The sequence below is a fragment of the Oribacterium sp. NK2B42 genome (assembly GCF_000424445.1).
In the GTDB taxonomy this organism is placed as follows: Bacteria; Bacillota; Clostridia; order Lachnospirales; family Lachnospiraceae; genus Oribacterium.
This window is the reverse complement of record NZ_AUJX01000056.1, coordinates 1-20,263: the sequence shown is the minus strand read 5'-3', so window position 1 is coordinate 20,263 and position 20,263 is coordinate 1. Positions and strand designations below refer to the sequence as shown.

The following is a 20,263-nucleotide window of genomic DNA, read 5'->3' as shown; positions in this document are numbered from 1 at the left end:
TTGATAAACACGCAAATCTGAAATATAAATTTGGAAACAGACACTTTTGGTCAGAAGGTTACTATGTGTCAACAGTAGGACTTAACGAAGCAACAATCAAAAAATATATCCAAGATCAAGAGAAACACGATATAGCAATGGATAAGCTAAGTGTTAAGGAATACGAAGACCCCTTTAAAGGGTAGCTGGTAGTACAAACACCGCTTTAGCGGTAGCGACGAGTCAAACGCATAGTGGCTTGAGCAAAGTGAAAGCCAGCGCCTTGAGACGCCGGCTGAGTAATCAGAGGCTTATAGCCTCAGAGCAAACCACCCGTTTGACGGGTGGTTGTGATTTTTGCCCATTTTCAGACGAAGGGAAATAGCGATGGGAATACTGAGCGGTTTATTTCGGAGCAGGGATAATCCCACGGACAGGAGGGCAGGAAGGGCACTAATAAGGTTGGAAGGACAGTAAGGCTTCAGCCTCATGATGTGCTGCAGAGGGCGGATGCATCTGAGGGCGAAGATCTGGAAGCACCGGAGGTGTCGATGCTATATTCCAGGGCGGCAGTGATCTGTTTCGGGGACAGACGCTGCAGGCTCTTTTTATTTGTAATCAGGGATGTCCTTTTCATGCTTAAAGCCCCAGAGCATTATGGAATAGAAAACGGGGAGAAGGTCGCGTCCCATGTCTGAAAAGGAATACTCCACATGGGGAGGAATCTCATTAAACTGCTCCCGTACGATCAGGCCGTCTTTCTCCAGATCCCGGAGAGTGTTTGTCAGCATGGTGTTTGTAATACCGGGCAGATCTTTTTTTAACTCACCAAAGCGCATCCGGTCATTGATGCAGAATTCATAGAGCACCTGAGTTTTCCATTTTCCCTGCAGCATAATGAGAAGCGGGGTGACCGGACAGTTTCCATCTTCAGTCAAAATACCGGTTTTTACTTTTTCAAGATATTCTTCATAAGACATATATTCGTTCATCATAACACCTCGGTATATTTTTTGTACTATGTACAGACTTTCTGCGTACTTGAACAACTTTTCAATAACAAGTATGATTTTGATACCATAAAAAGTCAAGAAGGAGTTCAGGTGATGAATATAGAGAAATTCGAAGCAGCAGGAAAAGAGGCGACCTTATACCATTCGAAGGAATCGGGAAGTCCTCTGATCATATTAAATAACTATGCCGGCGACGGAAAACCCGTTATGGAGGCAGCGGAGAAACTGGAAAGAAAAGATTTCAATCTCCTTTGTGTCGGAAACCTTAACTGGGATCATGATATGACGCCATGGTATTGTCCGCCGATATCACCAAAGGACACGCCATGTACAGGCGGGGCGGATGAATACCTGAAGCTCCTTCTGGATGATATCCTTCCGGAGTGCCTGAAAAGGGTGAACGGAAAGCCCTCTCATATCAGCATAGCAGGCTATTCCCTTGCGGGGATTTTCGCATTATATGCGCTGTATCATACGGATGTTTTTGAGCGTGCAGCCAGTATGTCAGGCTCCCTGTGGTTCCCGGATTTCAAGGAATATGTACTTTCGCATGAAATGAAGAGAAAACCGGATAAACTCTATCTTTCCCTGGGGGATAAAGAGGCGAAGACGAGAAACCGGTACTTGAAGGCAGTGCAGGAAAATACCGAAAATATAGCGGCACATTTCCGGGAAGAAGAAATTGATGTGACCTTGGAGATGAACCCCGGCAATCATTTCAAGGATGCGGCACTCAGAAGCGCCAAAGGCATCCTGGCAATCATCTGATGGAGGAAAGAATTATGGAGAATACGATATACGGTCTGTTTCAGGAGACAGTCAATAAAAACAGAAACAATGTGGCAATCATCGAAAATAAGAGAACGATGACCTTTGGCGAACTGTCCGACATGGTGGATATGATCGCGGACAGCTTTCCAGATCATACGAAGTCAGTCGGGATTGTGATGCGGCACAGGGCGGAAATGATTGCGTCGATCCTGGCTGTACTTAAGACCGGAGCCATGTATGTCCCGGCTGAGCCGACTTTTCCGACGGGCAGGATCCATTACATGATGGATGAAGCCGGTGTTGATTTTGTGCTCACAGAGATGCAGTTGGCGTCAAAGCTGGATCAGTATGAGCAGATCTACTCTGACTGTTCGATCTGTACTGCGGCTCCCGGAAGCAGTACCAGAATTTATAAGCAGAATCCTGAGGATCTTGCCTACGTTCTTTATACATCCGGGACGACCGGCAGACCCAAGGGGGTATCGGTGACGAACAGGAATGTCTGTCACTACGTGAGGGCGTTTGAGAACGAATTCCATCCGAAGAAGGGAGACATCATGCTCCAGTATTCGGTGTGTTCTTTCGATATCTTTGTAGAGGAAGTCTTTACGAGCCTACTGAACGGGGCTGCTCTTGCGATCCCTTCGGAGGACGATAAGAAGGATATCCGCAGCCTGATGGCTTTTGTGGAACACCATGGGATTACGATGCTTTCCGGATTCCCGTATCTGCTCGCGGAGATGAACCACCTCCAATCTATTCCGGGGAGCTTAAGGCTTCTGATCAGCGGCGGCGACGTGCTTCGTGCCCATCATGTAGATCATCTTCTGGACAAGGCAGAAGTTTACAACACCTATGGCCCATCGGAAACAACTGTATGCGCATCGTATTACCGATGCAGGGACGGTCAGGTCCTGGAGGACGGAACATATCCAATTGGCCATCCGGTATTGGGGGCAGAGATCAGGATCCTGGATGCAGAAGGAAATGAAGTGAAAAAAGGTGAGACCGGTGAGATATGTATCTACGGAAACGGAGTGTCAAGGGGATACATTGGTGATCACGATGAGGAAAACAAGGCATTTGAGAAGCAATCCGATGGCAGCGTAATGTACCGGAGCGGTGATCTTGGTTATATTTTGCCGGATGGGAATATTGCATTCCTTCACCGAAAGGATACACAGATCATGATCTATGGCAAGAGAGTTGAGGTCATGGAAGTCGAATCCAGGCTGTACCAGTGCGAAGGCGTCGAGCAGGCAATCGTGCGTCCCTTTACGGACGAGGAGGGGCTGTCGTACATGATCGCTTATGTGGTTCCGTCAGGAAAGGACTTCAAGGTTTCTCGCATCAGAAAAGAATTATCCGAGAATCTGACAGATTTTATGATCCCGGAGTTTATTGTCAGAATGCCTCAGATTCCGCTCAATACGAACGGCAAGCCGGATATGACAAGGATGCCTGTGGTGATGAAGGAGGCATAAGGTTATGGAGACAGAGATCAGGAAAGCGGAGCTGGAAGATCTGGAACTCCTCGTGGAATGGCGGATGAGAGTGCTGGCGGAAGTATTTGCCGATGATGAGAATAAAAGCTCTGAAACAGTCAGAGAAAACAATGAGGCTTATTATAGAGAGCATCTTGCGGATCATTCCCATACAGCATGCTTTGCTGTTGAGACCGGGACAGGAAGGATCATAGGATGCGGAGGCATCTGTTATCAGAAGGAAATGCCGTCCCCGGATAATCTGACCGGAACAAACGGCTATCTGATGAACATTTACACGCTGCCCGAAGTGCGAAGCGAAGGCATCGGTCGAAGGATTGTAGAGTATCTGATCAGTGACGCAAAGGAACGCGGAACGGGAAAGATCTTTCTGGAGAGCTCTGGTGTTGCTAAGAAGCTGTACCATGAGATCGGTTTTGCAGATATGGAAGACTATATGAAATTAGGGGATAAAGAGTATGCAGATTAAAGAAATTGACGTGAAAAGCGTGATGACTAAATCCAACCTGCCTGTATCGGATTATTCCGTAAACCCTTATGTCGGATGCACTCATGCCTGTAAATACTGCTACGCTTCTTTTATGAAGCGCTTTACCAACCATCCGGAACCCTGGGGTGAGTTTGTTGATGTGAAAAACTGGCCAGAAATCAAAAGGCCGGAGAAATATGCAGCCACGGAAGCATTCTTTGGCTCTGTGACTGACTGCTATCAGCCGTGCGAGGCGAAGTATAAGAGGACCCGGACACTGCTGGAGCAGCTGCAGGGGAGCGGAATCAGTATCAGCATAGCTACCAAGTCCGATCTGGTGCTCAGGGATCTTGACCTGATCAGGACATTTCCGAATGCCAGGGTCTCTTTCTCCATTAACACGCTGGACGAGGAGTTCCGCAAGGAGATGGACAGGGGTGTCAGCATAAAGAGACGTCTGGAAGCCATGAAGCAGTTTTACGAAGCAGGGGTACAGACAACATGTTTCATTTCCCCTATTTTTCCCGGAATCACAGACCCGATTGAAATCATCGAACAGGCGAAAAAACAGTGCAACCTCGTCTGGCTTGAGAACCTGAACCTTCGCGGAGATTACCGAGTGCGAATTCTAGAGTGGATCCATGAGCACCATCCGGAGCTGGATGATCTTTATCATGAGATATACAGCAAAAAGAGCCGTTCCTACTGGACTGAGCTTGATGAGAAAATGAAGGAGTATACCTCGAGGGAGTCCATGCCTTATATGCGTGATGATGATCAGCATCGTTCGGAATTTGGAGATCCTCCTGTTGTAGTGAATTATTTTTATCACGAAGAAGTGAAAAAATCGGCGAAGAAAAAGCAGAATTGATTTGAGAAAGTGAGGTGACCTCCATTGCACGATATATGGAACCCGTGGCATGGCTGCAGAAAGTGCAGTGAGGGCTGCCAGAACTGCTATATGTATTATCTGGATTCTCTGAGAGATAAAGACGGATCTGAAATATACAGGACAAAAGCAGGGTTTAAATATCCGCTTTCCAAATACCGTGACGGAACATTTAAGGTGAAAAGCGGAGAAATGATCCGGGTTTGTATGACTTCAGATTTCTTTCTGGAAGAAGCAGATCCCTGGCGCGATGAAGCCTGGCAGATTATACGTCAAAGATCTGATGTGAAGTTCTTTCTGCTGACAAAACGGCCGGAACGCGTGGCAGACCATCTTCCGTGGAACTGGGGTGATGGCTGGGAAAACGTAATGTTTAATGTTACCTGTGAGAATCAGAAGAGAGCTGATGAACGGATCCCGATCCTGCTGGATCTGCCATTTAAACATAAAGGCATCATGTGTGCTCCCTATATCGGACCGGTAAGTATCTTGAAGTACCTTCCTGCGGGGCAGATTGAGCAGGTTCTTTGTGACGGAGAAAACTACGGAGGTGCCCGCCCGTGTCATTATGAATGGGTAAAGTCGCTGAGGGATGAGTGCGCAGAGTATGATGTGACGTTTGTATTTTGCGGCACCGGACGGAGATTTGTGAAGGACGGAAAACTATATAAGCTGGAAGGAAGTATTCAGAGTGAGCAGGCGTACAAATCAGGGCTCAGCTTTGAAGGGAGGCAGGTGGAATGGCGCCTTACCGATGAATGGGGATATCCCCTTGAGGAGGAAAAACTGTACAAACCGTATTTTGGAGAACACTGCAAAAATTGTGGAATGAGGCTTACATGCAATGGATGTAGCAGATGTGGAAAGTGCGGAAGAAATTAAGGTTGGAAATACAGGAAGAATAGATAGTTTTTATATTTGCGGTCAAGTGGAGATTGATTTGACCGCTTTTTTTATGCCTATTTTTAATACGTATCAAACGTTATCAGAAAGATCCCCTTCCATAATTTATTTGAAAAAAGCATAAGTCATTTAGAGAGAAAAAATGACAGACAAGCCCGACGGGGCAAACGAGAGCGGTAGCACCGCAGAAGGAGACCATTATGGTTAAGAACGTTCAAATCCTAGAAACAGGTAAGGGATATACTCTTACAACAACAAATGAGCCTGAGACAAGCGCAGAATTAAGCGCGCATATAGGTATTAGAAAGGAAAGCATCAGAGGTCATATGGAAAAAATGGGGGCACGCTTTGATGCCGAAGGCCATTTCTATTTCGACCTTGAAATAAGCGCAGAACTTGCACTGTCGATTTTTGACGGAGTAGAAGTTAAGGAAGTCGAGGAAATAACTCCTGATGATCCGGTTCTCAGCGAACATCCGGAAGATGATGTACCGGAAGCTGAAGAAACGGAACAGGAAACAGAACCCGTGATAGAAACTGAAGCGGTTCCGGAGCCTGTGACGGAAACAAATGTGACCGAAACTGTTGTAGACACAGTACCCACAAAACCTGATGTAAAGGTAAGTGTAATTATGTCTCCTGACTTTATGTCCTACACTTTTACGACAACCGCCGACAGAGAAACAATTAAGGATATTGCAGAAAAGGCGAGTCTTTCAAAGGTGGATCTTTTAGCGGACATTTACCTTTGCAATGGAAAGGTTGATTCTGATGATTATATCAGTTTCGATTCAGAAGAGGATGCCGAAAAGGCTGCCGGCAAGATTAACCGTCTCATTGCAGAAGCACTCACTAAAAAGGTTGAAGAAGTGTGTGACGAGGAATCGGAACCGGAAGCCCAAGCAGAAACTCCAGTAAAAAAGGAGGAAGAGGTTATCCCTGACTTCTTTGATTACAGAGAGAAACTTCAGTGGGAACTTGATAAGATCAAGAAAGCCCATTGCAAGGACGCAGATAATCCTTCTATGAATGAAATGAACTTTCTAGGTAGCTTTATGTGGTATATGAGCTGCATAGACCAGAGAGTTGCAGTAGACCCTTCATTTGAAAGCAAAGTTCTTGATAAGAGACTTAACTTAGATTTACTAAACAAGTTTCTTATGATGAGAGCATTGGGACAGCTTATTCCAACAGATGACGGAAATATCGTAACAAAGGAAGCAGCTGAAGCAGAGAAGAATAAAAAGAAGGGTGTAAAATCATCATCCGGAGACTTATCCCGATTCACCATGAATATGGGTGAATTTATGGATAATACCTACGGAGCTTCAAGAGGCATCGGTTATCATGTCCCTGATGCAGATGTCGCAGGCTGGATCTTCGATTTTTATGATCACGAAGGTGAAGCTCTATATAATAAGATAAAGAGTAAGAAAGAGAAGAAAGCGAAAGAGGCAGAGGAGAGAAAGAAAAAGGCTGGGAAGAATAAGACTACAAAGAAGTCTAAAGCTAAGTCTTCCAAAGCCACTGTAAAACCGGCAACAACTTTAACAGAAAAGGCGGAGGTTAAGACCGAAACTACGGTTACGGAGGAAAAACCGGAAAGCACTGATATCCCCCTGACACCTTCTGAAATCTGGGGTATGGATGATCCCTACAAGATAAACGGGAACGGTTATGCTCAGATGAATTTTATGAGTATGTTAACCTAACCAAAAGTACATTTTTATAAAAAGTCTGCAACTTCGGTTGCAGGCTGTTTTTTGTGTTCATTCCAGATGTTCTGACTAAGTCTATCTGAAATATCCCCTCCCATAATTTAAATGTAAAAAGCAAAAGTCATTCTTGAGAAAGAAGACGAAAAGCCCAAAGTGGCATACGAAAGTTGTGCAGGTGCACAGGAAAGGAGCCTTTTATGGCCGAGTTGGAATTAACAGAAGAGTTCAGAAAAGAACGGACAAAGGAACTTAAAGAAGTGTTGAAAGGGTATCAGTATCTTTGTACTGACGCTGATGAGCTTTCAAGGAAAGCAGCGAATGGACACCAATCATACATCTTCAAATACTATAAGAAAGATGGAGATGTGTTGATACAGGAAGTCTGGGTGGCAAACGAAAAGCAGAACCATGTCGCTGTATTTTCCGGTTTAACAGCAGTTGATACAAAAAACGAGCTTTTTGTCACTATGAACAGCGACGGAAAATATCAGACGAGGACTACGGCTTGTGACCATGCAAGTAATGTCATAAGAAAAGGAGATGCGTATAGCAGTATTGGCAAAATCGTAATGACGGATAAGGATGCCGGAAAGGAATTTGATAGGCTGGTTGATAATATAGCATGGCAACAGGCATATCAAGATTACAACAGGGCGTACGACAGAAAGCAGGATGAGGCTAAAACCCTCAATACACCTGTAAACCCCACAGGAAAAGACTTTATTAGATTTTGTAAAAACCTTCCCTTCAATATGGGTAATCGAATTTTCTATAAAGGAGAAGAGGGTTATTGCACAAGATGCAAACAAAACGTGTCCCTGAAGGGAAAGATTAAACACCTCAGTGAAGGCAAGTGCCCTTCTTGTAAAAAGGAAGTGACATTCATTTCGAGGCTTAGGAACCATAAGGAGATAAAAGATACACGCTGTGCAATGAAGCTTGAAAAAGCAAGTGAAGGCTATACTTTGATCAGGTTTTTCCGAGTAGAAATAACCATTAACGGTGATTCCATCTCTCCCATATATGATCTCACGGAAAGAGTACGTGAGTTTGTTAAGGAGAAAAAGGTACGTGCCTATAAATGGAACTGGGGAAAATGGGAATACTGTAAAACCATTCGTGGGTACGGCGGAAACCGTATAATGAATATCGGTTGTAACTTCGGAAAGTTTTCATCTAAAGGTGGGATATATACCAAGGGGCTTAACTCCTTGATAGACAGCACACCTTTCCTGCAACATATAGGCTTTAAGGAATTCCTTGAATTAAAGCATCTTGAAATAAATAAGCAGGATCGTGAAATACGATGCATTAGTGATTACCTAGAGAGCCATGCAATGGAAACTTACTTTGAATGGATAGAGAAATCCGGATTCCGTATGCTTAAAGAGAAAATATATGAAGGGTACGGGTTAAGTGAATCCATATGCAACATACACGGAAAGACGCTTCCTGAAGTATTTGGCGTTGATCGTCAGACATATAGAAGAATATATGAAAGGCGTGACACAATAACCGACAGGGGAATTCTGGTGTTTCGTGAATTTCCTGAACTAAAAGATGAGGAAATACATGAGCTTAGCTTATTCTTTAAACCTCATGAATTTGAGAACATAAGGCACATCCTTCAGTACACAACTTATCATAAAGCAATGAAGTACATAAGGACTCAGATAGACAGTACATTCAACTCTCCGTCTTCTGTTCTGACTATGTGGTGTGACTACATCAAAATGAGGGATACTTATGGTGAATGGAATAAAAAGAGTAATATATTGGTTTTCCCAAAATATCTTAAAAAGTCGCATGATGAAATCATGAATCTTAATAAGATAAAAAAGAAGGAAGAGGCCAGGAAACGTCTTGCGAAGAAGATTCAGGAAACATATAGGAGCATTGGTCTCTCGGATGAGGAATGGCAACAGTCCACATACAGTAAGATCCTGGATGCGACTCAGGTAGACAGATTGCCCGTATTCTTCAAACTGGATAAGAAACTTCCAAGCATCCATAAGAAGTACGATTTTAGTATGGACAATAGTGAACTCTTTGTCACGGCTCCGAAGATTGCCTATGACATAGTTTCGGAAGGGGAGATCCAAAACATCTGTGTTGGGCAAAAGGGAATGGGCTATATAGAAAATATGGCCGAAAACAAGGCGGTAATTCTATTCGTCCGTCGTTCCGAAGAGCCGGACAAGCCTTATTTCACTGTCGAAGTCCGTAATGATACCATCGTGCAGGTAAGGGGCAAATGCAACTGTTCCGCAAAGGAGGATGTGATAAATCTCCTTACGGAATACGCGAAAAAGAAAGCACTCAAGTATGACGCGATAGCGTGATTAAATGTGCAGATAATCATTAAATACAGCCAATCACTGGCTGTATTTTTTTGCTTACTTTGAAACAATCACCTCCGGGTAGCCAAAAAAGCGCAAATTACCACAGCAAGTTTTCAACTTGCTTCTTATGAACATATCTAGAAGCCTAACCGGCAACTATTGAAGCTTCCCATCCAAGAGCTTTTAGTTTCTTGAGGTATGCATTAATTTTACGTTCTTTATTGAACTGATTGTAATAATCAGCTCCCAAATCTTTGAAAACGACTCCGTCTTTTAGGATATGATATATCGCTACTAACATTGAGTGAGCAACTGCAACATAGGCTCGTTTTTTCCCTCGGTGTGCACTTATCCTCAAAAACTGTGCTGAAAAATATGAATTCTTGTTTTTAACGGCATAATGAGCGCAAACAACCAACGTATCACGAAGAAGAGAATTTCCTTTAGTAGTTTTGCCGGACTTGCGTTTATGTGCGCTTTCATTACTACCGGGACATAATCCCGCCCAGGAAGATATATGAGAGTCTGTCGGAAAACGCTTCATATCTGTGCCTATTACAGATATAATCGCTTGAGCATTTGTATTTCCAATACCTGGTATATCTTGTATTGCCTTGGCAGATTTCTTCTCCTCGGGTTTCATAAAGTTATCAATGTCATCATCAAGATTCTTGATGTGCTTATTGAGTTCGTCAAGATGATTGAGAATTATGCTTAACATTTTTCTCTGAAGGCTAGATGTTACACCATTGAGATCATCAATTATCTGTTCTTTAGTAGCTTTTAGATTGTGTGCTATTACTCTGTTTTCATATAGGATATCATATTCTGATGAAGTGATTTGCTTATACGATATACAACATAAAGGAGATCGCAGTCGATAGATGGAATGCGACCATGCTGATCCAGAACCTAGAAAATGATGGCTTCACCATGATTCCCTTTGGACAGGGATTCAAAGATATGAGCCCTCCTACGAAAGAGTTTATAAAGCTTCTTACGGAGGGAAAGATCATCCATGGTGGCAATCCGGTCCTTAAATGGATGGCTATGAACGTGGTTCTTGACATGGATGCGGCTGAAAATGTTAAGCCCACAAAGGCTAAGTCACCTGAAAAGATTGATGGTATGGTTGCTGCGATTATGGCGCTGGATCGCTGTATATGGCATGAGAACACAGAGAGTGTTTATGACCAGAGAGGTATCCTTATTATTTGATGAAATACATGATTCAACAGAGTATAATTATTCTATAACATTCAATAGGGGAGACCTATGTAATGAACAAAGAATTGTTTATGAATAATAACTGGGTGTGGATTCTGATAGGTATCTTTATAGTCTTAAATGCCACTAAGAATTTATGGTTGCCTATGATTAAAGGTTTTTTAGGTGAGGCCTCTATATCAGCGTTATTAAGCGGCCTGGATAAAGAAGATTATAAGGTGCTTCATAATGTGATGATTCGATCTGGATTAGGTACAACACAGATCGATCATATCATCGTTTCTTGCTACGGTATTTTTGTTATCGAAGTTAAAAACTATAAAGGATGGATATTAGGTTCTGAGAACGGAAGAGAATGGACTCAGTCCATTTATGGCCATAAGAACCGGTTCATGAATCCGATTCATCAAAACTATGGACATGTAAAAGCTATTGAGGCGTTGCTTGAAGAATATTGTATATCAGGAGTTCCAATCATACCGATTGTTACTTTTCCAGGTGATGCGACTATAAAGATTGATTTTAATAAAGCCCTTGTTGTAAAGTGGGGTGATCTTAACAAAACCATACGAGATAAGTCCACAAGTGTTTCTTTAAGCCAAGAGAAAATGAAAGCTATAACAGAAATGTTTACTATGGCTAATGTGGATTCAAAAGAAACTCGCAAAGAACATGTAAATAATATACATGAAAAGACAAGGTCGGATCGTAGATCAATTCAACAAGGAATATGCCCTAAATGTGGTGGGAGTCTTGTGAAAAGGAATGGTAAATACGGTGCTTTCTATGGCTGTAGCAACTATCCAAACTGCAAATTTACAAAGAGTATAGTTTAACTTGTGAGGTGCATTTATGAGGGATTATGACGCATTATGTAATTATCTTTCACAGCGGAAAGGTCAAAGAATTGAGATGAGTTTTTCTGAGATTGAAGAAATTATCGGTGATAAACTTCCGAAGAGCGCATACGAATACCAAGCGTGGTGGAGCAACAGCACCTTAAGACATACTCATAGTCGGGCCTGGCTAAATGCCGGATTCAAGACAGTTGATGTAAATAGTAATATTTCAAAAAGAATAGTTGTATTTGAATAGATCAAATACTTGTTAAAGCATCTACAGAAATGTAGGTGCTTTTATTTTGCTGAGGAGAACAATGGATTTAAAAAGCATATTTTATTTCGGTAAGGCAAGAGCAGAGCCAAAGGATAGTACGGCAGGTTCAGCCTACTGGTTTTTCTTTGGCCCATCAAGCGCTGGAAAAAGAGTTACAGAAAGAAGCTCCATGCAGATCACAGCAGTTTATGCATATAAGGCCCTAGGTGGTAATGGCACCGGAGAAGCTTTATATAAGAAATGCATGGAATTACCCATAGAGCCACCTGATGATCAATCTGAATAATCAGTGAAGTATCCAGGGTCGAGGTTATAAAGTGCATTCTCTAAGCGCCATCTGTCTTTCAAAAGCTTGATAATCTTCTTTTTAGAATGTTTCTTGCTTTTCTTTTTTACAAATTTTGAAACCAGGTTAATAGCGTGGTCTCTTCCATCAATGTATCTCGCGTCCCGGCGTTAAGGGTATACAGTACATAAGCTCTCTCAGTTTAAAAACTGGGAGGGCTCTTTTATTTTTAGGAGGAACATATGATAGCACATGTTAGACACAATGAATACGGAACTTATTTTGATGGAAAGTTCGGTGATCAGACCGGAGAAGAAGTGAGCATCACCCCCATGGTACGATAGACCTTTTAATGTAGTCCTTCGTCCAAAGGACAGCACAATGGCTGAGAAGATTGCGGTTGCATCCGAGAGAGCTGCAGGGAATAACCACATTGGTTACTTTATGGGCTACAGAAATGACCTTTTAAAGAAGGCAAGGTTAGTGGGCTATGATCAAGGGAAGGTGACCGAGGACACAGAGACAGACTGTTCAGCTCTTGTGGCTGTTTGCGTCTGCTATGCTGGACTTCCTGAGTCAGCGGTATTCCATGACGGGAATTCATTCGTTACAGCCAACATGAGGGAGTATCTCAAAAAGACTGGCTACTTTGAGGTGCTTACAGCAAATAAGTACACCAGGAAGGAAGACTACCTTAAGCGTGGGGACATTCTGGTATCAGAGGGCCATCACACGGTTGTGAATCTTACGGACGGAAAGTATGCCAATGCAAAGACCACAAGTGCCAGTACCGGAAAGGTCGAGGACGCTATGAACTTCAACAAAGATCTGGCTGGGAAGTACACCGTCACAGCTGATGCCTTGAACATGCGACTCGGGGCCGGTAAGAACAAGACTGTTCTGAAGGTCCTTAAGAAGGGGGCAGTAGTGCAGAACTACGGATATTACACATCGGTGTCCGGAACAAACTGGCTTCTTGTTAAGGTCGGTACGGATGTGGGGTATTGCTCTTTGAGGTATTTAGCAAGAAAATGCCCTTTAAAAGCGCGGGCATCTTCTTGTCGTCTTTTTACTAATCTGCCAACATCTCCACCCATAATTACATTAGAGAAAAGACGGAGGGAAAAAAGATGTATATCCCAAAAGAATATTATAAAGCCGTTATGTTTGTGAAGAAGCTGAGACAGGACGGAAAAGATTTAAGTGAAGCTGTTTCGATATCATCAAAGTATTATAAGGTGCCGGAAGATGAGTTAAAGAAATATTTAGAAGATGAATCCGGTATTGAGACACGCTTCAAATACTATACGGTACAAAGGCTTGTGGCAACAATGGACAGACCGGATTTCAGACCTGACGGGAATCCGTATGTGGTAAAAGCTACAAGTGGGATAAAGGTAATGGAGAGGTGCATGAAAGAGAACACAAGTCTTGAATTATCGAAAAGAAAGAATGGTAAAAAGACCTGCGTTTACATGACTAGATTCATAGGACTAATGTCCGGATACTCTGAGAAAAGCCAAGCTGAAGCAAATATATCAAAATGCTAAAGAATTTATTTTATGAAGAACAACAAAGAGACACCAAGCACACGATAAGACCGATTGACATGGATCAAAGTGTAGTGGACTGTGTACGTGGCATATCATCATTTATCTGCAACATCATCATGTGTCTTGTGGTGGTGTTGATTGCCATACTTTTATTTAAACATGGCGGGTCATTATTTTATGAAATGGATAGATTATTGAATACAAGTCTCCGAACGGTTATAGTGGTGTGATTTATGGCAAATCAAGTATGCTTATCTTTGATCCGGACGGGAAAGAATCACTGCACACAGGTACGAGGGCGATAAACACGCTTGAGGAACTGAAAGATGCCGTAGATACGTATCCTGATTTCTTTGAAAATGTGCTTAAAAGGTAAGTTGATCAAAAAAGAGAAAACCGCTTAGCCCGAAAGCTAGGCGGTTAGCCCTTCGAATTTACTATGTACCCAAGTAATGATAATATTTAAAACGAAGAATACTATAGCGAGAGAGAAGAGGACCTCGACCTTCTGATGATGCATATAAATTATGTAAAAACCATGACACAGGGCATGGGGGACTCTGAAAAAGCCGTATTTATCCATGATTACCTGGTAAACAGTTTTCAGTATGGAGCCGAAAGTACTCCGGGAAGCGCTGTACAAGGTTTTAAAACAGGTTTTACAAGATGTCTTGGGTACACAGCAGCTTTTTATATCATAGGATTAAATTGCGGGTTAAAAGTAAGAGCGATACCGGGAGCTGTAGAAGACGTAGGTCTTAACACATTCAGCATTGTAAATGTCAATGGTCGGGATCTTGTTGTTGATGTGACAAGGGATGACAGCAGCCAATCAAATAAGTATCTGCTTATCCCTCTCTCAGACTATAAATCAATGACAAATACGGTGATCTACAGAGATTCATTTTTTGAGGACATTGTTTGATTGGAGTGAGTGAAATAGTGAGTTACGTAAATGATTTTTTGATACAGGTGACACCTGACGGGTGGATAAAATTTTTCAGTAGTTTATTTGTGGCGATACTGTATTTGATTTTGATTAGAACAATAATCATAAGGATACCGCAGAAAGCAGAAAGAAAAAATATATATTATAATCTATTATTGAGCTCTTTACCCAGCATAGATGTTATATGTACACAAACAGATTATCTTGATGATGAAGATGGCTTATTAGGAAGTTTAACTAACGCTGACACTCGAAGTAAAATTTTGGAAGATAGAATGAATGATCAAAGTCGGTCTGACATAGAGCGAGAAAATTATAAGTATAAAGTAAAAAAGCATAAAGCTTATATTGATTATTGGAATAGTGCAAATAATAAAATAGAAGAGCTTATGACTAAAGAGGATTTCAAGGTCATAGAAAATAAATGTGATGGGAATGTGTTTGCCTATTATTGTGAATTTGTAGCTGCATTTCGAAATGAGCATTTTTTTGGCAGACCTATCATAAGGACCGAATTATTAAGAAATCTGTTGATGAATTTAGCAGAAGAAATACGAATGGTAGAGAAATAAGGGGATGTTATTTAAACAGATTTACACTTGTAACTCCAAAGTCTGAAAATGATGTACGATTGCAAGCTAGGCTTGGTAATCAGTACCCCACAGGCTTGCCCGTGGGAACAGTCAGGAAAAAGAAGTTTAAAGATGGAGATAAATATAATGAATGAAAATGAACAGCCAAAAAAGATACAGGTAAGAGGTGCAAGAGTTCATAACTTAAAGAATATAGATGTGGATATACCACTTCATGGTATTACGGGAATCGCTGGCGTTTCCGGTTCCGGAAAATCATCTCTTGCTCTTGGAGTTATTTATGCAGAAGGGTCAAGAAGATATCTGGAATCCCTTTCAACATATACAAGAAGGCGCATGACACAGGCTACTCGGGCAGATGTGGATGAAGTGCTATATGTTCCTGCCGCCCTGGCTCTTCATCAAAGACCCGGAGTTCCGGGAATCAGATCGACTTTTGGTACGGGTACAGAGCTGCTCAACAGTATGCGTCTGATGTTTTCAAGGCTTTCATCCCACAGATGCCCAAATGGCCATTATGTAAAACCCGGTTTTAGCGTTGCGACCATGAGGGAGATGACCTGTCCTGAGTGTGGGGAGCATTTCTATGGCCCTGGCGCTGAGGAACTTGCCTTTAATTCCCAGGGAGCCTGCAAGTGCTGTGGCGGCACGGGAACAGTCAGAACGGTTGACCGAAGTACCCTGATTCCGGACGAGAACCTTACTATTGATGAGGGAGCCGTTGCTCCATGGAATTCTCTGATGTGGTCGCTTATGACCGATGTATGCAGGGCTATGGGAGTCAGGACTGATGTGCCGTTTAAGGATCTGACTGACAAGGAAAAAGAGATTGTTTATGACGGCCCGATGGAAAAGAAACATATCTTTTACAAGCCAAAGAAGGCTGAGAATAACACTGCCGGGGAAATGGATTTTACCTATTACAGTGCCACAGCTACTGTTTTAAACGCCCTTAGTAAGGTTAAAGATGAGAAGGGGATGAAAAGAGTTGAGAAATTTCTCAAGGAGGATATCTGTCCTGAATGCGGAGGGACAAGACTTTCCGAAGAGGCCAGAGCTCCGCGCCTCATGGGAATCTCGCTTGCAGATGCCTGTAAGATGACGCTTAAGCAGTCCATTGAGTGGGTAAAAAAAGTGCCTTCTTCTCTTCCAAAGGAAATGCAGCCAATGGCTAAAAACATATGTGAGTCCTATCTTGAGGTGGCAGCAAGACTAATGGACCTGGGACTTTCATACCTGACGCTTGACAGGGCATCGTCAACTCTTTCAACAGGGGAAAGGCAGAGAATGCAGCTGGCAAGGGCAGTAAGGAACAGGACTACAGGGGTTCTCTATGTCCTTGATGAGCCATCTATAGGCCTTCATCCGGCAAATATTGTTGGACTGAATGGCGTAATGCATGATCTGGTAAAAGATGGTAATTCCGTGCTCTTAGTTGATCATGACACACAGATACTTAAAGAGTCTGACTGGATTATCGAAATGGGCCCTGAAGCGGGAGCTAAGGGTGGAAATGTTATAGCAGAAGGTTCGATAAAAGATATTGAAAATAATGATGTTTCCATCATTGGAAGATATCTGTCAGATAGTGGTCATGCTAAGAAAAAGGTGAAAAACAAAGATATATTCTTAGACGGAATGATCAGCATGGAAACTGAACGCATCCATACTGTCAAGCCACTTTCTGTAAAAGTACCAAGGAAAAGACTGACCGTTATAACAGGAGTTTCCGGCTCCGGTAAGACGACAATGCTTTTGGAAAGCCTGATACCTGCGCTTGAACATCTATGTAATGACAAGATACTTCCTAAGCATGTAAAAAAGATCGAGGCAGACGGGATAAAGCATGTAAAATTGATAGATGCAACTCCTATTGGGATAAATGTGAGATCTACAGTGGCAACATATGCAAATGTGCATGATGAGCTGAGAAAGATATATGCAAGAACTAAGGATGCAAAGGAGTACGGGTATAAGGCCGGCGACTTTTCATACAATACAGGATCCTTAAGGTGTCAGGTCTGTGACGGAACCGGGGAGATTTCTCTTGATGTTCAGTTTTTGCCTGACGTTGATATCCCGTGTCCTGAATGCCGCGGCTCCAGATATTCAAAGCCAGCAAAGAGAATCCGTTATAAAAACAAATCTGGTGCAGAAAAATCGCTACCTGAACTGATGGATATGGATGTGAATACTGCACTGGAGTTTTGCAAGGATATGAAGACAGTAAAGCCAAAGCTTGAAACACTCCATGATCTTGGACTTGGATATCTGACATTAGGCGAAGAAACACCGGGCCTTTCCGGAGGAGAAGCGCAGCGCCTTAAGCTTGCTTCTGAGATGGGAAGAGCGCAGGATGACTCGGTGTTTGTATTTGATGAGCCTACAATCGGCCTTCATCCCAAAGATGTAGAAACCCTTCTGAATGTGTTTGAAACACTGATTGAGCACGGTGCCACGGTTATTGTCATAGAGCATGATCTTGATGTGATAAGAAGTGCTGACTACATAATCGATATGGGACCTGAAGGTGGTGATGATGGAGGAATGATAGTTGCAAGTGGGACTCCCGATGATGTAAAAAACTGTAAGGCTAGTATAACCGGTAAATATATATAGCCTGAAAAATCAAAGACCGAATAGATTAGATGGGCTGAGGAACTTGTGGCGATGGGAAATGAAAATTTGACTGCTATATACTGAAAGTATATAATAATAGTATATATGGAGGTTAATCTATGAATACTATTAAAGCTTTAAGAACTACAACGGGAATGTCTCAGAGTAAATTTGCATCATACCTTGGGATTCCTGTAGCGAATATCCAACATTGGGAGCAAGGAAAAACAAGTCCTCCGGATTATGTTGCTGCACTTATCTCCAGAGTTATGAAGAATGATGGATATATCAAGGAAGAGTTTACTACGGCACAGATTGATATGCTCCGTCAGACTCAGGCAACGCTTGCTATAGAAGATTTAAAAATCGGCAAGATGGGTATAGATGCTATTGGTAAGATGCTCAAGGGGGAAATTTCCAGAGAAGATTATCAGAAAATGCTGAAGGAGAATTATAAATCTAATGGAAAGCATTGATCACTACAAATATCCTGGAGAAGATATCCTTATAAATGAGTTCAATTGTCATGATGCAGAGGAACTTGCAATGCTTGAGGCTCTTTCTACGGGTGGTAACCTTGCCTATCTTCAGATGCATCCCATTAAGGGGAAGTTTGATTTTAAACATCTTAAAGAAATACATAGATTTATTTTTCAAGATATTTATGGATGGGCAGGAATTCCGCGAGATATAGATATCGGTAAAGGAAATCTTTTTTGCAGAGCACAGTTTATTGATGAATTTGCCATTACAGTATTTTCGGATTTTTACAAATCTTGTTATGAGGCAAAGAAAGACAAAACTTCTTTTGTAGAAAATCTAGCTAAACACTACGGAGATTTGAATGCATTACATCCATTCAGAGAAGGTAACGGTCGGAGCCAAAGGGAATTTGCTCGTGAATTATGTCTGAAGTGTGGATATATCCTCGATCTCACCCAAACGAACCATAAAGAGATGCTTCATGCTAGCATTTTATCCTTCGATTCAGGCGATAATTCGGGACTTGAAAACATATTCGATAGATGTTGTATTCCAAAAAAAGAATATAAGAATCTTCAAAAAGCACTTACATCAAAACTTCTTATTTTGTCAAATGATGATGTGGATAGCGCTATTGAAGAACGCTTCTTTAGCAAATAATACCATTTGTAAATAACCGTATATTTGTTATAAGTCAAAAAATATTATGAAAGCTGCGAAAAAAATCATTTCGCAGCTTTTTTTGTGCTCAAATTGAAGGTTATCAGAAAAATCCCTTTCCATAATTAGTTTGTAACAAAGATAGTAAGTCATCATTGAGAAAAGACTTATGAAGAAAAAGCTCGAAAATGAGCATACGAAAGGTGTAAAGACACCGGAAAGGAGCCTAAAATGGCTAATTTTACTATTGAAAAAGTTGTTGATTCACTTAAGAAGGAATTTCCACACTGTGAGGTTAGCATTAATTCATCAGAGGCTATTAACAAGCCAGGACAGATTATTACAGTGAAACCCAAGGACAAAAACATTGGGGCTACATTGTACTGGAACCGAATAAAGCCTCAGATTGAAAAAGAGGGAAACATCCATTCAATCATTGATAGTGCAAGAAGAGGGATTGAGAATGTTCCGGCTAGTTATAACGCTGAATGGATACAGGATTACGAGTATGTAAGAAATAAGCTTGTAATCTGCATAGGTTCTTCAGAGACGAACAATCTTGAAAATACCCCCTGTCATAAGGTAGCCGGTGATCTTGTGGAGTATTACAGAATCATGGTAGATAACTTCACTGACTCAGGCGAAGCTACAATAACAGTAAAGGATAATCTTTTGAAGATGTGGGGCAAAAATGCCGAACAGATTCGCGAAGATGCTCTTAAAAGCTCTCAGGATATAAGGCCCTTCGTGCTTCATTCGATAATGGATGAGTTCAAGGAAATCCTGGGATATACTCCGGAGGTTGATGAGTGTCCGCTGTGGGTTGCTACAAACGTTAAGAAGATTTACGGAGCTGCGGTAATCGCATATCCTAAGTTTTTCGATGATGTAAGGGAAAAGATTGGCAGTAATTGTTACCTTCTTCCGAGTAGTACCCATGAGGTTCTCCTTGCACCTGCGACAAAAATGGTACAGGACGTAGGTTTTATGGCCGAAATGGTACGGGAGATTAACAAAACAGAGGTCGCTCCGGAGGACCGACTTAGCAACAACGTGTTCTTCGTTAACATTAACGAGAAAACTATAAAACTTGCTAGTACATCGAATAATAATTAACTAACACTGATAATCTCGTTAGATTTGATCCCAGCTGACTCTGCTTCAGCAACACTGATTTCATCCATTTTG

22 protein-coding genes and 1 pseudogene are annotated in these 20,263 nt (G+C 42.0%); 21 read left to right on the top strand and 2 right to left on the bottom strand.

Annotated features, from left to right (window positions below; genetic code table 11):
* Positions 1-185: IS200/IS605 family transposase (locus G625_RS0112875; protein WP_029201442.1), on the top strand; the 185-nt coding region annotated here is incomplete at its 5' end.
* A gap of 402 nt (positions 186-587) precedes the next feature.
* Here the strand turns inward: G625_RS0112875 and G625_RS0112870 are convergent.
* Positions 588-974 (bottom strand): winged helix-turn-helix transcriptional regulator, encoded by a 387-nt coding sequence (locus G625_RS0112870; RefSeq protein ID WP_242826638.1) that lies wholly within the window; start codon positions 972-974, stop codon positions 588-590.
* A 111-nt stretch (positions 975-1,085) separates the two neighbouring features.
* On the opposite strand from G625_RS0112870, the gene G625_RS0112865 reads away from it, so the two are divergent.
* From G625_RS0112865 to G625_RS0112835, 8 genes are all read left to right on the top strand, one after another.
* Positions 1,086-1,760 carry an alpha/beta hydrolase gene (locus G625_RS0112865; RefSeq protein ID WP_029201440.1) on the top strand — a complete coding sequence of 225 codons (675 nt, stop codon included), beginning with the start codon at positions 1,086-1,088 and terminating at the stop codon, positions 1,758-1,760.
* Positions 1,761-1,774: 14 nt separating this feature from the next.
* On the top strand, positions 1,775-3,247 hold the full coding sequence (locus tag G625_RS0112860; RefSeq protein ID WP_029201439.1) for an amino acid adenylation domain-containing protein: 1,473 nt from the start codon (positions 1,775-1,777) through the stop codon (positions 3,245-3,247).
* A gap of 4 nt (positions 3,248-3,251) precedes the next feature.
* Entirely contained in the window at positions 3,252-3,737 is a 486-nt protein-coding gene (locus G625_RS0112855) for a GNAT family N-acetyltransferase (RefSeq protein ID WP_029201438.1), read from the top strand.
* The gene (locus G625_RS0112850; protein ID WP_084152899.1) at positions 3,727-4,608 is read left to right on the top strand and encodes a radical SAM mobile pair protein B; all 882 of its coding nucleotides are present in this window, start codon (positions 3,727-3,729) and stop codon (positions 4,606-4,608) included. The genes G625_RS0112855 and G625_RS0112850 overlap by 11 nt, the downstream gene beginning before the upstream one ends.
* 24 nt (positions 4,609-4,632) lie before the next feature.
* Positions 4,633-5,508, top strand: coding sequence for a DUF5131 family protein (locus G625_RS0112845; protein WP_029201436.1), 876 nt, complete (start codon positions 4,633-4,635; stop codon positions 5,506-5,508).
* On the top strand, positions 5,471-5,653 hold the full coding sequence (locus tag G625_RS22495) for a hypothetical protein (protein WP_156885128.1): 183 nt from the start codon (positions 5,471-5,473) through the stop codon (positions 5,651-5,653). Before G625_RS0112845 ends, G625_RS22495 begins: the two co-directional genes overlap by 38 nt.
* 76 nt (positions 5,654-5,729) lie before the next feature.
* Entirely contained in the window at positions 5,730-7,241 is a 1,512-nt protein-coding gene (locus G625_RS0112840; RefSeq protein WP_029201435.1) for a hypothetical protein, read from the top strand.
* A gap of 203 nt (positions 7,242-7,444) precedes the next feature.
* Positions 7,445-9,589, top strand: a complete 2,145-nt coding sequence (locus G625_RS0112835) for a PcfJ domain-containing protein (protein ID WP_029201434.1) — start codon at positions 7,445-7,447, stop codon at positions 9,587-9,589.
* 145 nt (positions 9,590-9,734) lie between these two features.
* Here the strand turns inward: G625_RS0112835 and G625_RS19885 are convergent, their stop codons facing one another.
* The gene (locus tag G625_RS19885; RefSeq protein WP_242826637.1) at positions 9,735-10,310 is read right to left on the bottom strand and encodes a transposase; all 576 of its coding nucleotides are present in this window, start codon (positions 10,308-10,310) and stop codon (positions 9,735-9,737) included.
* A 134-nt stretch (positions 10,311-10,444) separates the two neighbouring features.
* On the opposite strand from G625_RS19885, the pseudogene G625_RS0112825 reads away from it, so the two are divergent.
* The 12 genes and pseudogenes from G625_RS0112825 to G625_RS0112765 all read left to right on the top strand — a co-directional run.
* A pseudogene (locus tag G625_RS0112825) lies at positions 10,445-10,807 on the top strand (terminase TerL endonuclease subunit); the annotation flags it as partial.
* A gap of 62 nt (positions 10,808-10,869) precedes the next feature.
* Positions 10,870-11,652: an NERD domain-containing protein gene (locus G625_RS0112820; RefSeq protein ID WP_084152900.1), complete on the top strand. Its 783-nt coding sequence runs from the start codon at positions 10,870-10,872 to the stop codon at positions 11,650-11,652.
* 16 nt (positions 11,653-11,668) lie between these two features.
* Positions 11,669-11,911 (top strand): DUF7662 domain-containing protein, encoded by a 243-nt coding sequence (locus G625_RS0112815; RefSeq protein WP_029201431.1) that lies wholly within the window; start codon positions 11,669-11,671, stop codon positions 11,909-11,911.
* 61 nt (positions 11,912-11,972) lie between these two features.
* The gene (locus tag G625_RS23345) at positions 11,973-12,218 is read left to right on the top strand and encodes a hypothetical protein (RefSeq protein WP_029201430.1); all 246 of its coding nucleotides are present in this window, start codon (positions 11,973-11,975) and stop codon (positions 12,216-12,218) included.
* Positions 12,219-12,599: 381 nt separating this feature from the next.
* Positions 12,600-13,391: an SH3 domain-containing protein gene (locus G625_RS21475; protein ID WP_049895895.1), complete on the top strand. Its 792-nt coding sequence runs from the start codon at positions 12,600-12,602 to the stop codon at positions 13,389-13,391.
* Positions 13,349-13,768 (top strand): hypothetical protein, encoded by a 420-nt coding sequence (locus tag G625_RS0112800; protein WP_029201429.1) that lies wholly within the window; start codon positions 13,349-13,351, stop codon positions 13,766-13,768. The genes G625_RS21475 and G625_RS0112800 overlap by 43 nt, the downstream gene beginning before the upstream one ends.
* A 514-nt stretch (positions 13,769-14,282) precedes the next feature.
* Positions 14,283-14,696 (top strand): transglutaminase domain-containing protein, encoded by a 414-nt coding sequence (locus tag G625_RS0112790; RefSeq protein ID WP_029201428.1) that lies wholly within the window; start codon positions 14,283-14,285, stop codon positions 14,694-14,696.
* On the top strand, positions 14,693-15,292 hold the full coding sequence (locus G625_RS0112785) for a hypothetical protein (protein WP_029201427.1): 600 nt from the start codon (positions 14,693-14,695) through the stop codon (positions 15,290-15,292). Before G625_RS0112790 ends, G625_RS0112785 begins: the two co-directional genes overlap by 4 nt.
* 147 nt (positions 15,293-15,439) lie before the next feature.
* Positions 15,440-17,932: an ATP-binding cassette domain-containing protein gene (locus G625_RS0112780; RefSeq protein ID WP_029201426.1), complete on the top strand. Its 2,493-nt coding sequence runs from the start codon at positions 15,440-15,442 to the stop codon at positions 17,930-17,932.
* A gap of 119 nt (positions 17,933-18,051) precedes the next feature.
* On the top strand, positions 18,052-18,408 hold the full coding sequence (locus tag G625_RS19875) for a helix-turn-helix domain-containing protein (RefSeq protein WP_044932668.1): 357 nt from the start codon (positions 18,052-18,054) through the stop codon (positions 18,406-18,408).
* Positions 18,395-19,075 (top strand): Fic/DOC family protein, encoded by a 681-nt coding sequence (locus tag G625_RS19870; RefSeq protein WP_084152898.1) that lies wholly within the window; start codon positions 18,395-18,397, stop codon positions 19,073-19,075. Before G625_RS19875 ends, G625_RS19870 begins: the two co-directional genes overlap by 14 nt.
* Before the next feature lie 231 nt (positions 19,076-19,306).
* Positions 19,307-20,191, top strand: coding sequence for a DUF5688 family protein (locus tag G625_RS0112765; protein WP_029201425.1), 885 nt, complete (start codon positions 19,307-19,309; stop codon positions 20,189-20,191).
* The last annotated feature ends 72 nt before the right edge of the window (positions 20,192-20,263 follow it).